Source organism: Microbacterium sp. 1.5R (genome assembly GCF_001889265.1).
Classification (GTDB): Bacteria; Actinomycetota; Actinomycetes; order Actinomycetales; family Microbacteriaceae; genus Microbacterium.
Window position 1 is genome coordinate 1,832,856 of record NZ_CP018151.1, and the last position, 12,372, is coordinate 1,845,227.

The following is a 12,372-nucleotide window of genomic DNA, read 5'->3' on the forward strand; positions in this document are numbered from 1 at the left end:
CTTACTTCTCGCGACCGAGGTAGTCGCCGGTGCGCGTGTCGACCTTGACCTTGGTGCCGGTCTCGACGAAGAGCGGCACCTGGATCTCGTAGCCCGTCTCGAGCGTGGCCGGCTTCGTTCCCGCCGACGAGCGGTCGCCCTGCACACCGGGCTCGCTGTAGGTGATCTCGAGGATCACGGACGCGGGGAGATCGATGTACAGCGGGTTGCCGTTGTTGAGCGCGATCGTGACCTGCTGGTTCTCGAGCAGGAAGTTCTTCGCGTCGCCGACGGTCGCGGCGGGGACCGTGATCTGGTCGTAGTCCGTCTGGTCCATGAACACGTACCCGTCACCATCGGTGTAGAGGTAGGTGAAGTCGCGACGGTCGACGTTCTCGATCTCGACCTTGGCGCCGGCGTTGAACGTCTTGTCGACGACCTTTCCGGTCATGACGTTCTTCAGCTTGGTGCGCACGAAGGCGCCACCCTTTCCGGGCTTGACGTGCTGGAACTCGACGACGCTCCAGAGCTGCCGCTCGATGCTCAGGACGACGCCGTTCTTGATGTCTGCGGTAGATGCCATGCGCTGGACTTTCCGTTTCTCGAGTCTGGGGGCCGCTCGCGTCCGGTCTGGACTGGGGTGGGCCGAGAGTCGATTCTACGGGATCAGCGCTGCGAGCTGCCGCACAGCGCTCGCGTAGCCGTCGACACCCTCGCCGATGACCCGCACCGCAGCGACATCGTGCAGGTACGAGTGGTGCCGGAACTCCTCACGTGCGTACACGTCGGAGATGTGCACCTCGGCGAACGGCAGCGCGACTCCCGTGAGCGCATCGCGCAGCGACACGCTCGTGTGCGTGAGCCCGCCCGGATTGATGATGATCGCCGCGCAGTCCGCGCGCGCGGCATGGATCGCGTCGATCAGCACACCCTCGTGATTGCTCTGCACAGCGCGGATCTCGAAGCCCTCGGCTGCGGCCGCCTCAGCGGTGAGTCGCTCCACATCGGCGAGCGTCGCCGTGCCGTAGACCTCGGGCTCGCGACTGCCGAGCAGGTTGAGGTTCGGCCCGTTCACGAGCAGGATGCGGCGGGTCATTCGCCGATCTCCTGGTAGGCGGCGAAGAGCAGCGACTCATCGGGTGCCTGCAGCACGGTGGGCTTCGCGATGTCGTCGAGAAGGATGAAGCGCAGCATGCCGCCGCGGCTCTTCTTGTCGCGCTGCATCGTCGCCAGCAGCTGCGGCCACGCACCGGCACGGTAGCCGGTCGGAAGGCCCAGCGACTCGAGGATCGTGCGGTGGCGCTCCGCTGCGGAGTCCGACAGTCGCCCCGCGAGTCGCGACAGCTCGGCGGCGTACAGCATGCCGATCGAGATCGCCGCGCCGTGCCGCCAGCGGTAGCGCTCGGCGTGCTCGATGGCGTGGCCGAGCGTATGGCCGTAGTTGAGGATCTCGCGCTGCCCCGCCTCGCGGAAGTCGTCCGAGACGACCTGGGCCTTCATGTCGATCGCGAGCTCGACCGCACGCCGGAACTCCGGTGTGGTCGAGTCGACGGCGCGCACCGGATCGGCTTCGATGATGTCGAGGATCTCCGGTGCCCAGATGAACCCCGCCTTCACCACCTCGGCGAATCCGGCGGTCGCCTCGTTCGGGCTGAGGCTCGCCAGCTCGTCGAGATCGCCGATCACCGCACGGGGAGCCCAGAACGCTCCGACGAGGTTCTTGCCCTCAGCGGTGTTGATCCCCGTCTTGCCGCCCACGGAGGCATCGACGAGGCCGAGCACGGTGGTGGGCACCTGCACGAGCTGCACGCCGCGAAGCCAGGTCGCCGCGACGAATCCGGCGAGGTCGGTCACGGCGCCTCCGCCGTATCCGACGACCGCGTCCGAGCGCGTGAAGTCAGCCTGCCCCATGACCTGCCAGCAGAAGGCGGCGACCTCGATGCGCTTGCCCTGCTCGGCATCGGGCACCTCGGCGAGCAGGACCTCCCGCGGACCGTTCTCGACATCGGCGAGCAGCCTGTCACGAAGCTCTGCCGCACGCGCGGCCAGGGTCGGCGGGTGGACGACCAGCACCTTGCGGACTCCGGGATCGAGTGCCGCGGACACCTGATCGAGGATCCCCCGCCCGATGGCGATGTCGTAGGGGTTCTCGCCCGTCACGCTGATGGTTGTCGTAGTCATCCCAGTTCTCTCCTCCACGCCGCGATGTCGTCGGCGATGCGCTGCATGGGGCGCCGCGACGTGTCGAACGTCACGGATGCCACCTCGTCATACCAGTCTCGACGTTCTTCGAAGATCTGCGTCCATCGCCCGACAGGGTCGTCGCCCGCGAGCAGCGGTCGGCCGCCGCTCTGTATGCGGTCAGCCACCGCTGCGGCGGTGACCGTCAGGAAGACGACCGGGTGGTCGAGCAGCAGCCTCCTGGTCTCAGGGTCGGTCACCGCTCCCCCGCCCAGCGAGATCACGCCGCCCGCACGCAGCGCCTCTGCGACCTCGGCCCGTTCGAGCGCGCGGAAATGCGACTCTCCGTGCTCCTCGAAGATCAGGGGGATGGGGCCGTGCACCGCGACCACCCGCTTGTCCGTGTCGACGAACGGGACGCCGAGCTTGCGCGCGACACGACGACCGACGCTGGTCTTGCCCGCCGCCATCGGGCCGACGAGCACCAGCGACAGCTGGTCAGCCGCGCTCGTCATGCGCGATGAGCGCCGCCTCGGACGCAGGCGTCGTCCGCAGCTCGGCCGGGATCGCAGCGAGGTAGGCGTCGAGGTTGCGGCGCGTCTCGCCGATGCTGTCGCCGCCGAACTTCTCGAGCACGGCGTTGGCGAGCTCGACGGCGACCATGGCCTCGGCCACGACGCCTGCCGCAGGCACGGCGCACACGTCGGAACGCTGATGGTGTGCCGTGGCATCCTCGCCGGACGCGATGTCGATCGTGCGCAGCGCGTGCGGCACGGTGGCGATCGGCTTCATGCCTGCACGGACGCGCAACACCGTGCCCGTCGACATCCCGCCCTCGGTGCCTCCGGCGCGGTCGGAGCCGCGCGAGATGCCGTCTGCCGTCGCGAACAGCTCGTCGTGAGCCGCGGATCCGCGTCGTCGTGTGGTCTCGAAGCCGTCGCCGACCTCCACGCCCTTGATGGCCTGGATGCTCATCAGGGCCTGCGCCAGGCGCGCGTCCAGACGGCGATCCCAGTGGACGTGCGAGCCGAGTCCGGGCGGAAGACCGTAGGCGAGCACCTCGACGATCCCGCCGAGCGTGTCGCCGTCCTTCTTCGCGTCATCGACCTCGGCCACCATCAGGGCGGAGGTCGACGCGTCGAAGCAGCGCAGCGGATCGGCGTCCAGCCGGTCCACGTCGTCCGGGGTCGGCAGCGCGGCGCCGTCGGGTACGCGCACCGGTCCGATCGAGAGGGTGTGGCTGACGAGACGGATGCCCAGCTCGCCGAGGAACGAGCGCGCGATGGCGCCGAGCGCCACCCTGGCCGCCGTCTCTCGGGCGCTGGCGCGTTCGAGGATGGGTCGAGCCTCGTCGAAGTCGTACTTCTGCATGCCGACGAGATCGGCGTGTCCCGGCCGCGGGCGGGTCAGCGGTGCGCTCCGGCCACGCGACCTGTCTGTCAGCTCGACCGGCTCCGGGTTCATGACCTCGATCCACTTCGGCCACTCCGTGTTGCCGATGCGAAGAGCGATCGGGCTTCCGAGCGTCTTGCCGTGGCGGACGCCGCCCGAGATCGTCAGCTCGTCCTGCTCGAACTTCATGCGGGAACCTCGACCGTAGCCGAGTTTGCGTCGTGCGAGATCGGCCTGGATCGCCTCGGAGGACACCGGGACGCCCGAAGGCAGACCCTCCATGACGGCAATGAGTTCTGGGCCGTGCGATTCGCCGGCCGTGAGCACGCGGAGCATTGGTCTAGTCTCCCACGCGTTTCGCCTCGGATCGTGCCGCGTGACGGCCGGTGACTACAGGGCGGCTTCCATCGCGGCGACCACGACCTCCTCCGAGGGGAGCGGAACGCTCTGGTCTCCGTGCAGGAAGATGCGGATCTGGCGCACGGCCTGACGCAGCAGCATCGCCTCCCCGGAGACGGCCCGCCCCCCGCGCCACACCGATGCGAGCGCCGACGGCCAGGGTGAGTACGCGACGTCGAACAGCGCGCCCCCGTTCTCGCTGAGGCGCGCTGACGTCGCCTCGTCCAGCACGGAGCCTCCGGGGAGCGTCGCGACGGTGAGCCCGACATCGTCGGCGTCGGCATCGAACGTCGAGGTCGTGATCGAGACGCCGAGTCTTCGTCCGAGAGCCACCAGTCCGGCTGCCCGTTCGGGACGGCGCGCCCTCACATCGACAGTGCGGGCCCCGGCCTCGACGCACGCGACCAGAGCCGAGGATGCCGTGGCGCCGGCGCCGAGGATGCGGACATCACCGATTCCCCGAAGGTCCTGCTCGCCCAGGGCGTCGAGGATCCCGCCGACATCGGTGTTGAAGCCGCGGATGCCGTCGGTGAGCAGCAGCGTGTTCACTGCTCCGGTGAGGTCGGCATAGCGGTCGTGCGTGACCGACGCGCTGTGCGCCTTCTCCTTCAGCGGCATCGTGAGCGAGAGCCCCCGCCACGAATCGTCCAGAGTGGCCAGAGCCGTGTCGAACGCCACGTCGTCGACCTGGCGACGCGTGTACTCCCAATCGAGGCCCAGCGCACGATAGGCGGCCGCGTGCAGCTGCGGAGACTTGGAGTGCGCGATCGGGTCGCCCCAGACTGCGAGCCGCGGGGAGCTCATCCGGCCGAGCAACCCCCGTCGGGGTTCTCCTGACACCACTGCTCCCACTTCTCGACTCCCTGCAGGTGCTCCTCGTAGGTGACCGAGAACTGGGTCTCTCCGGTGGCGAGGTTCGTCGTCACGAAGTAGAGCCAGGGGCCGTCTGCGGGGTGCATCGCCGCGTCGATCGCAGCGAAGCTCGGGCTCGCGATCGGCGTGACCGGCAGGCCGGTGTGCACGTAGGTGTTCCAGGGATTGTCGTCCTCGAGCGCCTCGGCCGAACTCGACACGACGCCCTCGTGCAGCGAACCGTAGCCGTACTGCGCCGTCGAGTCCATCTGCAGCTTCATGTCGATGTCGAGGCGGTTCTCGATCACACGAGACACCTTCGGGAAGTCTGCGGTGAGGCCCTCACGTTGGATGATCGAGGCGATCGTGAGCACGCGTTGAGCATCCTCCGCCGGCACCCCGGCCTCTGTCAGCGATTCCTTCGTGCGGTCGACCATCCGCTGGATGACCTGGGTGGCGGTGACTCCCGGATCGAACGTGTAGACGGCCGGGAACAGCCACCCCTCGAGGCTCTGGGCGGTCACGCCATAGGTCGCAGGGTCGGCGTCGACCGCCGCCTGGAGCTCCTCGATGGGCATGCCGAGCGATTCGGCCATGTCGGGCAGGGAGGATTCGATGGTCGCGCCCTCGCCCACGCTCGCAGAGTTCTCGCGCTTGTTGGCGGGGTCCTGCAGCGCCTCGAGCGCCGCCTCGGCTGTCATCTTCTCCTTCAGGCTGTAGATGCCCGGATAGAAGGTGACCGCGACGTTCTCGGTGACCAGGTAATCGTAGAAGACGTCCTCCGTGCGCGTGACGCCCGCTTCGTAGAGCGCGGTGGACACGGGAGCGCCGGTGTCGCCCTCATGGATGGTGACGAGCACCTCGCCGGATGCGAGCCCGGGCTCCCAGTCCTTGGGGTCGCCCCATCCGAGCGCCTCGCTGATCTTGTCGCCGTAGGTGCCCCACGCCCAGAATCCCGCGCCGACGATGCCGCCGATCACGGCGAGGACGATGACGAGCGCCACCAGGCAGCCCGTGCGGCGCTTCTTCTTCGCGGGCGCTGGGTGGCCGGCATCGTGTTCCGGATGCGCGTGGAAGAGGTCTTCGAGGCGTCCGCCTGCTGCCGCGCTCCCCGACGCGGCACCCACCGCGGCGCCGGCAGATGCTTCCGACCCCGAGCCGGATTCGGCTCGGTCCGCGGCAGCCTCGCCGACGGAGGACTCGCTTTCGGAAAGTCGGGCGGCAACGGGCTCGTCCGCGGACAGTGCGGGCATCGCCCTGGTCGACGCATCGTCCGACGACGAGCGGTCCGCGGGGGTGCCGGCTGGCCCGGCCGGAGCCCCCGGCTGCGCAGCCGCGGCTTCACGCGCCGCCCGGCGCGACCCTGGAGCGGGCGGGGTGTTGTCGACCGTCGGGATCTGCGGCGACGGGTCGGGAAGGTTCTCGAACAGATCGCCCAGACGGGCATCCGGATCGTGCTGAGGCGAAGCGCTCTCGCGTTCGGGCATTATCGGGGGGACTCCTCGTCGAGCGGAATCGTGGCACCGGGCGGGTTTCCGGTGCTCTTCTCCGTGTCGATCGCCTGCTGCAGCAGGATCACCGCGGCGATCTGATCCACAATGCTACGAGACTTCTTCTGTGTTCTGCCCGAAGAACGCAGAGCGGCGTGTGCGGTGACGGTGCTGAGGCGCTCGTCGACGAGCCGGACGGGAGTGCCCGTCTGCGCCTGCAGAGCCGCGGCGAACTCGCGAGCGTCGGTCGTCGACGCGGTGTCGGCGCCCTGCAGATTGACCGGCAGCCCGACCACGAACTCGAGCACGTCGAAGTCTTCGGCGATCGCGGCGATCCTGTCGATCGACGTGTCGTTGCGCTGCACGGTCTCGACCGGCACCGCGAGCATGCCGTCCGGATCGCAGCGGGCGACGCCGACCCGGGCACGCCCGACATCGACACCGAGCCGCACGCCGCGGCGGAAGCCGCTCACGCTGACTGCAGCTCCTGCGACACGGCCTCGAGGGCTGCCTGCAGAGCGGCGACATCCGTGCCACCACCCTGAGCGACGTCGTCACGACCTCCGCCGCCGCCGCCGAGTACGGAGGCGGCGCGCTTCGCGAGGGCACCGGCCTTCGCTCCGGCGGTGCGTGCGGCATCGTTCGTCGCGACGACCACCACCGGGCGTCCGTTCACGACAGCGCCGAGAGCGACGACGGCGGGGTCGGAACCGAGACGGTCGCGGACGCCGAGGACGAGCTCGCGCACATCGTCGGCCGACGCCACCTCACCGAGCGACTGCGCGGCCACACGGAACGCGCCGACGCGGTTCGCGGCATCGGCGATGGCCGGGACACGGCCCGCGCGCTCCTTGGACTCGAACTGGGCGATGCGCTTCTCGGCCGCCTTGAGGTTGGCGGAGAGATCCGCGATGCGCTCGGCGAGCTGGTCGCGAGGGGTCTTGAGCGAGGTGGTCAGCTGCGACACGAGCGCGCGTTCTGCAGCGAGCTCGCGGAACGCGTCCTGGCCGACCAGGGCCTCGATGCGGCGGTTCGACGCGCCGACCGACGACTCGCCGACGACGCTGACGAGGCCGATCTCGGCACTCGTGGTGACGTGCGTGCCCGCGCAGAGTTCGCGCGACCACGGACCGCCGATGTCGACCATCCGCACGACGTCGCCGTACTTCTCGCCGAAGAGCGCCATAGCACCGGCCTCCTTCGCCTCGTCGAGCGTCACGATGCGAGTCGTGACCTCGAGGGCGTCGTTGACCGCGCGGTTGGTGATCTCCTCGATCTCGGTGCGCGTGTCGGCCGAGAGAGCCTGAGACCACGAGAAGTCGAAACGCATGTACCCGGCACGGTTGAGCGAACCGGCCTGCGTGGCGGTCGGTCCGAGCGTGTCACGCAGCGCCGCATGCACGAGGTGCGTCGCCGAGTGCGCCTGCCTGGCGGCGCGTCGGTTGGCGGCGTCGACGACCGTGGTCGCGGGGTCGTCCACGGCTACAGCCCCGCGAGTGACCTCGACCGTGTGGCTGATCAGACCGGGCACCGGACGCTGCACATCGAGCACCTCGAGCTCGTAGCCCGGCCCGACGATGACGCCCTTGTCGGCGACCTGACCGCCGGACTCGGCGTAGAGAGTCGTCTCGGCGAGCACGACCTCGGCGATCTGCCCCTCTGAGGCGGTGCGGGCCGGCTGTCCGTCGACCAGGATGCCGAGGATGCGCGAGTCGACCTCCAGCTCGGAGTAGCCGTCGAAGCCCGTCTGGCCCAGCGCACGGAGATCGCGGTACACCGAGACGTCCGCGAGCTGACGCTTGCGATTGCGTGCGTCCGCCTTGGCGCGCGAGCGCTGCTCCTGCATCAGGGTGTCGAACGCCTCACGGTCGACCGCGAGACCTGCTTCCTCAGCGACCTCGAGCGTGAGATCGATCGGGAAGCCGTACGTGTCGTGCAGCAGGAACGCCTCGGAGCCGCTCAGCGCCGCCCCGCCGCCCTTCTTCGTCTCGTCCAGAGCGAGATCGAGGATCGTCGACCCCTGCGCCAGAGTGCGCCGGAAGGTCTCCTCCTCGGCGAAGGCGGAGGCCGAGAGAGTCGACCATTCCTTCTCGAGCACCGGGTATGCCGACTTCATGGCATCACGGGACGTGGCGAAGAGCTCGGGGAAGACCGGCTCGTCGACGCCGAGCAGACGCATCGAGCGCACCGTGCGCCGCATGAGGCGGCGGAGGATGTATCCGCGGCCCTCATTGGACGGGCGGACGCCGTCGGACAGCAGCATGAGGGACGAGCGCACGTGGTCGGCCACGACACGGAAGCGCACGTCGTCTTCGTGGACGGCACCGTAACGGCGGCCGGAGAGCTCGACCGCGCGATCGAGGACCGGGCGCACCTGATCCGTCTCGTACATGTTCTCGACGCCCTGCTTGAGGAACGCGACGCGCTCGAGTCCCATGCCGGTGTCGATGTTCTTCTGGGGCAGCTCGCCCACGATGTCGAACTCGGTCTTGCCGCGGATGTTGTCGATGAAGTCCTGCATGAACACGAGGTTCCAGATCTCGAGGAACCGCGAGTCGTCGGCCGCGGGGCCGCCGTCCTTGCCGTACGCGGGACCTCGGTCGAAGAAGATCTCGCTGTCGGGGCCACCGGGACCGGGCTGACCGGTGTTCCAGTAGTTGTCCGCACGCCCCAGACGCTGGATGCGCTCCGGCTTCAGGCCGATGATGTCGCGCCAGATGGCCTCAGCCTCGTCGTCGGTCTCGTAGACGGTGACCCAGAGGTCCTTCTCGTCGAAACCGAGGCCGCCGTCTGCCTCCGAGCTCGTCAGCAGCTCCCACGCGTAGCGGATCGCGCCCTCTTTGAAGTAGTCGCCGAAGGACCAGTTGCCCATCATCTGGAAGAAGGTGCCGTGACGCGCGGTCTTCCCGACTTCTTCGATGTCGTTGGTGCGGATGCACTTCTGCAGGTCCGCGATGCGCGGGTGCGGCGCGGGCACGACTCCGGTGAGGTACGGGATCATCGGCACCATTCCGGCGACCGTGAACAGCAGCGACGGATCGTCGCTGACCAGAGAGGCCGAGGGGACGATGACGTGGTCGTTCTTCTCGAAGAAGTCGAGATAGCGCTGCGCGATCTCCGCAGTTTTCATAGGGGTGCCAGGTGTCCTTGCGTACAGGGTGTGGAGGGGCGGGACGATGATGCGGCAGCGGCCGGGAGACCGCGCGCGATCAGTCGTCCGCGGGGTCTACGAGTCGCGCCTGCTGCTCGCGGTACGAGTCGCCGATGATGCCGGTGAACTCGTTGAAGCGAGCGTCGACCTCGGCGAGGATGTCGTGACCGCGCGGGTCCTTGTTCATGAAATGCGCAGCGACGAATCCGCCGATCACACCGATCAGGAACCACAGCACGTTCTTCATGTCGTCATCCTTGCCTCTGACCCGCGAAGGCGCGGTGTCACCATCGTATGCGCAAACGACAGAAGGCGTCGGGTGACCCCGACGCCTTCTGCGGAAAAGCTGGAACTCAGCGAGCTGCGTAGTACTCGACGACGAGCTGCACTTCACAGGTCACGGGGACCTCGGCGCGCTTCGGGCGACGAACCAGGCGAGCCTGGAGCTTGTCGAGCTCGACCTCGAGGTAGCCGGGAACGGGAGGCAGGACCTCGGCGTGACCGCCGGCCGCTGCGACCTGGAAGGGCTCGGTGCCCTCGCTCTTGGCCTTGACGTGGATGAGCTGACCCGGCTTCACGCGGAAGGACGGGCGGTCGACGAGCTGGCCGTCGACGAGGATGTGACGGTGCACGACGAGCTGACGAGCCTGCGCGGTGGTGCGGGCGAAGCCCGAACGCACGACGAGGGCGTCGAGACGCATCTCGAGCAGCTCGACCAGGTTCTCACCGGTCAGGCCGTCCTGACGGCGAGCCTCGTTGAACGTGTTGCGCATCTGCTTCTCGCGGATGCCGTACTGCTCGCGCAGACGCTGCTTCTCACGCAGACGGACGGCGTAGTCGCTGTCTGCCTTGCGCTTGGTGCGGCCGTGCTCACCCGGAGCGTAGGGACGCTTCTCGAGGTAGCGGGCGGCCTTCGGGGTGAGCGGGATGCCGAGGGCACGGCTCAGACGTACCTTGCGGCGGTCCTGGGACTTCGTGGTCACGAAGTGTTCCTTCCGATGACGTGGTCGCGTCTTTCACGACTCACGGACGTATCGTCCGCGTTCTGCCTTGGAGCGCACGCCGGGGCGCCAGCAAGGTGTGGTGTGAACGAGGAGATGCCCGAAAACACGGTTTCGAGCCGATCAAGTCTAACAGATTCGCGTCAGCGCCCGTCGAGGATGCGTCTGATGCGCTCGAGGCGAGCCGAGATGTCGCGCTCGGCACCCAGGTTCTTGGGTTCGTAGTACCGCTTTCCGCGCAGTTCGTCAGGGAGGTACTGCTGCGGCAGGATGCCGAACTCGCTGTCGTGCGGGTAGACGTATCCCCGGCCGTGACCGAGCCGCTTCGCGCCCGGATAGTGCGCGTCTCGCAGATGCAGCGGGACGCGTCCGAACCCCCCGGAGCGGATGTCGGCGATCGCCTGGTCGATTCCCACGTACGCCGCATTCGACTTGGCTGTCGTGGCCAGATAGACGGTCGCTTCGGCGAGCGGGATCCGCCCCTCCGGCATTCCGATGAACGCGACGGCGTCCGCGGCCGCGACCGCGATGGAGAGCGCCTGCGGGTCGGCGAGGCCCACGTCCTCGGAGGCCGAGATGACCAGGCGCCGAGCGATGAAGCGAGGGTCCTCCCCCGCCTCGATCATCCGCGCGAGATAGTGCAGGGCCGCATCCGGGTCGGATCCTCGGATCGACTTGATGAACGCGCTGATGACGTCGTAGTGCTCGTCTCCCTGACGGTCGTATCGCAGCAGCGCCTTGTCGACGGCCTGAGCGACGTCGTCCGCCGTCGCGGCGGGCACCGCGCCTTCTTCCCCCTTCGAGAGGGCTACGGCCGCTGCAGCCTCGAGTCCGGTGAGCGCACGCCGCGCATCGCCCGACGCCAGCCGGATCAGCGCCGCGCGCGCGTCGTCGGCCAGGGTGACCGCGCCATTGAGTCCGCGCGCATCGGTCACCGCCCGATCGACCAGGAGCCCGATGTCGTCATCCGTCAGCGGCTGGAGCGTGAGGAGCAGCGATCGCGACATCAACGGCGAGATCACCGAGAACGAGGGATTCTCGGTGGTCGCCGCGATCAGCAGCACCCAGCCGTTCTCGACGCCCGGGAGCAGGGCGTCCTGCTGCGCCTTGGTGAACCGATGGATCTCATCGAGGAAGAGGATCGTCGTCTGGCCATAGAGGTCGCGCTGGGTGATCGCCTCCTGCATGACCTCGCGCACGTCCTTCACGCCGGCGGTGATCGCGGAGAGCTCGACGAACCGGCGGCCCGATGAGCGTGCGATCGCCTGCGCCAGAGTGGTCTTGCCGGTGCCGGGCGGACCCCACAGGATGATCGAGACGGCACCCGGGGATGTCGCGGCAGGGTCGGCGAGTGCGACGATCGGGGAACCCGCGCGCAGCAGGTGCTTCTGACCGGCGACCTCATCGAGCGACACGGGGCGCATTCGCACGGCGAGAGGCGTCTGCCCGGAGAGCAGTGCGGAGGCGGAGGTCATCCGTCCAGGCTAACGCGGGGCACCGACACTTCGGGTGGGAACGGCGTGACGCGATCTCGACGGTAGGCTCTCAGGCGACGTTGCACATTCACGTCCAGTAAGGGAGGACGCAATGGCCGGACGCGGGAAGAGCACGCAGCAGTCGCGCACCGAGGTGGAGCGCGCACGTCTGCACACCGCCCGCAAGACGTGGCATGAGGGTCAGATCCGGCGTCGCACCCGCGACAACACGATCGCCGTCGTCGCCGGAGTGCTCATCGTCGCCGGAGCCGTGGTGAGCCAGGTCGTTCACGCGCAGGTGAATCCCCCGGCCCCCTCGCCTTCGCCTACCGTCGAGCCGACGGAGGCGCCCGTGCCGACAGACCCCGCGACGCCGGAGCCTGCACCCACTGAGGCCCCCGCCGGATAGACCACGGTCCCTGTGGGTGGCGGACACGGGCGTTCACTGCCCG

General features: G+C 68.6%; 13 protein-coding genes. 1 reads left to right on the forward strand and 12 read right to left on the reverse strand.

Features of this window, described 5'->3' with window-relative positions; all coding sequences use genetic code 11:
* Position 1: 1 nt before the first annotated feature.
* The 12 genes from efp to BMW26_RS08720 form a co-directional block, all read right to left on the reverse strand.
* Positions 2–562 (reverse strand): elongation factor P, encoded by a 561-nt coding sequence (efp, locus tag BMW26_RS08665; protein ID WP_053096137.1) that lies wholly within the window; start codon positions 560–562, stop codon positions 2–4.
* A 75-nt stretch (positions 563–637) separates the two neighbouring features.
* Positions 638–1,075: a type II 3-dehydroquinate dehydratase gene (gene aroQ / locus BMW26_RS08670; protein ID WP_056278775.1), complete on the reverse strand. Its 438-nt coding sequence runs from the start codon at positions 1,073–1,075 to the stop codon at positions 638–640.
* Positions 1,072–2,160, reverse strand: a complete 1,089-nt coding sequence (aroB, locus tag BMW26_RS08675; RefSeq protein WP_072591293.1) for a 3-dehydroquinate synthase — start codon at positions 2,158–2,160, stop codon at positions 1,072–1,074. Before aroB ends, aroQ begins: the two co-directional genes overlap by 4 nt.
* Positions 2,157–2,675, reverse strand: a complete 519-nt coding sequence (locus BMW26_RS08680) for a shikimate kinase (protein ID WP_072591294.1) — start codon at positions 2,673–2,675, stop codon at positions 2,157–2,159. Before BMW26_RS08680 ends, aroB begins: the two co-directional genes overlap by 4 nt.
* Positions 2,659–3,888 (reverse strand): chorismate synthase, encoded by a 1,230-nt coding sequence (aroC, locus tag BMW26_RS08685; protein WP_056278778.1) that lies wholly within the window; start codon positions 3,886–3,888, stop codon positions 2,659–2,661. Before aroC ends, BMW26_RS08680 begins: the two co-directional genes overlap by 17 nt.
* Positions 3,889–3,942: 54 nt before the next feature.
* Positions 3,943–4,755, reverse strand: a complete 813-nt coding sequence (locus BMW26_RS08690; protein ID WP_072591295.1) for a hypothetical protein — start codon at positions 4,753–4,755, stop codon at positions 3,943–3,945.
* The gene (gene mltG, locus BMW26_RS08695) at positions 4,752–6,290 is read right to left on the reverse strand and encodes an endolytic transglycosylase MltG (protein ID WP_072591296.1); all 1,539 of its coding nucleotides are present in this window, start codon (positions 6,288–6,290) and stop codon (positions 4,752–4,754) included. The genes BMW26_RS08690 and mltG overlap by 4 nt, the downstream gene beginning before the upstream one ends.
* Positions 6,290–6,766 carry a Holliday junction resolvase RuvX gene (gene ruvX / locus BMW26_RS08700; RefSeq protein ID WP_053096151.1) on the reverse strand — a complete coding sequence of 159 codons (477 nt, stop codon included), beginning with the start codon at positions 6,764–6,766 and terminating at the stop codon, positions 6,290–6,292. The genes mltG and ruvX overlap by 1 nt, the downstream gene beginning before the upstream one ends.
* Positions 6,763–9,423 carry an alanine--tRNA ligase gene (gene alaS / locus BMW26_RS08705; RefSeq protein WP_072591297.1) on the reverse strand — a complete coding sequence of 887 codons (2,661 nt, stop codon included), beginning with the start codon at positions 9,421–9,423 and terminating at the stop codon, positions 6,763–6,765. The genes ruvX and alaS overlap by 4 nt, the downstream gene beginning before the upstream one ends.
* A 79-nt stretch (positions 9,424–9,502) precedes the next feature.
* Complete coding sequence (locus tag BMW26_RS08710) at positions 9,503–9,691, reverse strand: hypothetical protein (RefSeq protein WP_053096155.1); 189 nt, start codon at positions 9,689–9,691, stop codon at positions 9,503–9,505.
* Between the two features lie 106 nt (positions 9,692–9,797).
* The gene (rpsD, locus tag BMW26_RS08715) at positions 9,798–10,427 is read right to left on the reverse strand and encodes a 30S ribosomal protein S4 (RefSeq protein WP_052677824.1); all 630 of its coding nucleotides are present in this window, start codon (positions 10,425–10,427) and stop codon (positions 9,798–9,800) included.
* A 161-nt stretch (positions 10,428–10,588) separates the two neighbouring features.
* Positions 10,589–11,920, reverse strand: coding sequence for a replication-associated recombination protein A (locus BMW26_RS08720; RefSeq protein ID WP_082297813.1), 1,332 nt, complete (start codon positions 11,918–11,920; stop codon positions 10,589–10,591).
* 112 nt (positions 11,921–12,032) lie between these two features.
* Here BMW26_RS08720 and BMW26_RS08725 point away from each other — a divergent pair, with 112 nt between their 5' ends.
* On the forward strand, positions 12,033–12,329 hold the full coding sequence (locus BMW26_RS08725; RefSeq protein ID WP_053096157.1) for a hypothetical protein: 297 nt from the start codon (positions 12,033–12,035) through the stop codon (positions 12,327–12,329).
* The last annotated feature ends 43 nt before the right edge of the window (positions 12,330–12,372 follow it).

Coding starts and splice junctions, on each gene's coding strand:
- efp (WP_053096137.1), bottom strand. CDS start 562: ATGGCATCTACCGCAGACATCAAGAACGGCGTCGTCCTGAGCATCGAG.
- BMW26_RS08680 (WP_072591294.1), bottom strand. CDS start 2,675: ATGACGAGCGCGGCTGACCAGCTGTCGCTGGTGCTCGTCGGCCCGATG.
- mltG (WP_072591296.1), bottom strand. CDS start 6,290: ATGCCCGAACGCGAGAGCGCTTCGCCTCAGCACGATCCGGATGCCCGT.
- alaS (WP_072591297.1), bottom strand. CDS start 9,423: ATGAAAACTGCGGAGATCGCGCAGCGCTATCTCGACTTCTTCGAGAAG.
- BMW26_RS08725 (WP_053096157.1), top strand. CDS start 12,033: ATGGCCGGACGCGGGAAGAGCACGCAGCAGTCGCGCACCGAGGTGGAG.
- aroC (WP_056278778.1), bottom strand. CDS start 3,888: ATGCTCCGCGTGCTCACGGCCGGCGAATCGCACGGCCCAGAACTCATT.
- aroQ (WP_056278775.1), bottom strand. CDS start 1,075: ATGACCCGCCGCATCCTGCTCGTGAACGGGCCGAACCTCAACCTGCTC.
- BMW26_RS08710 (WP_053096155.1), bottom strand. CDS start 9,691: ATGAAGAACGTGCTGTGGTTCCTGATCGGTGTGATCGGCGGATTCGTC.
- BMW26_RS08690 (WP_072591295.1), bottom strand. CDS start 4,755: ATGAGCTCCCCGCGGCTCGCAGTCTGGGGCGACCCGATCGCGCACTCC.
- BMW26_RS08720 (WP_082297813.1), bottom strand. CDS start 11,920: ATGACCTCCGCCTCCGCACTGCTCTCCGGGCAGACGCCTCTCGCCGTG.
- aroB (WP_072591293.1), bottom strand. CDS start 2,160: ATGACTACGACAACCATCAGCGTGACGGGCGAGAACCCCTACGACATC.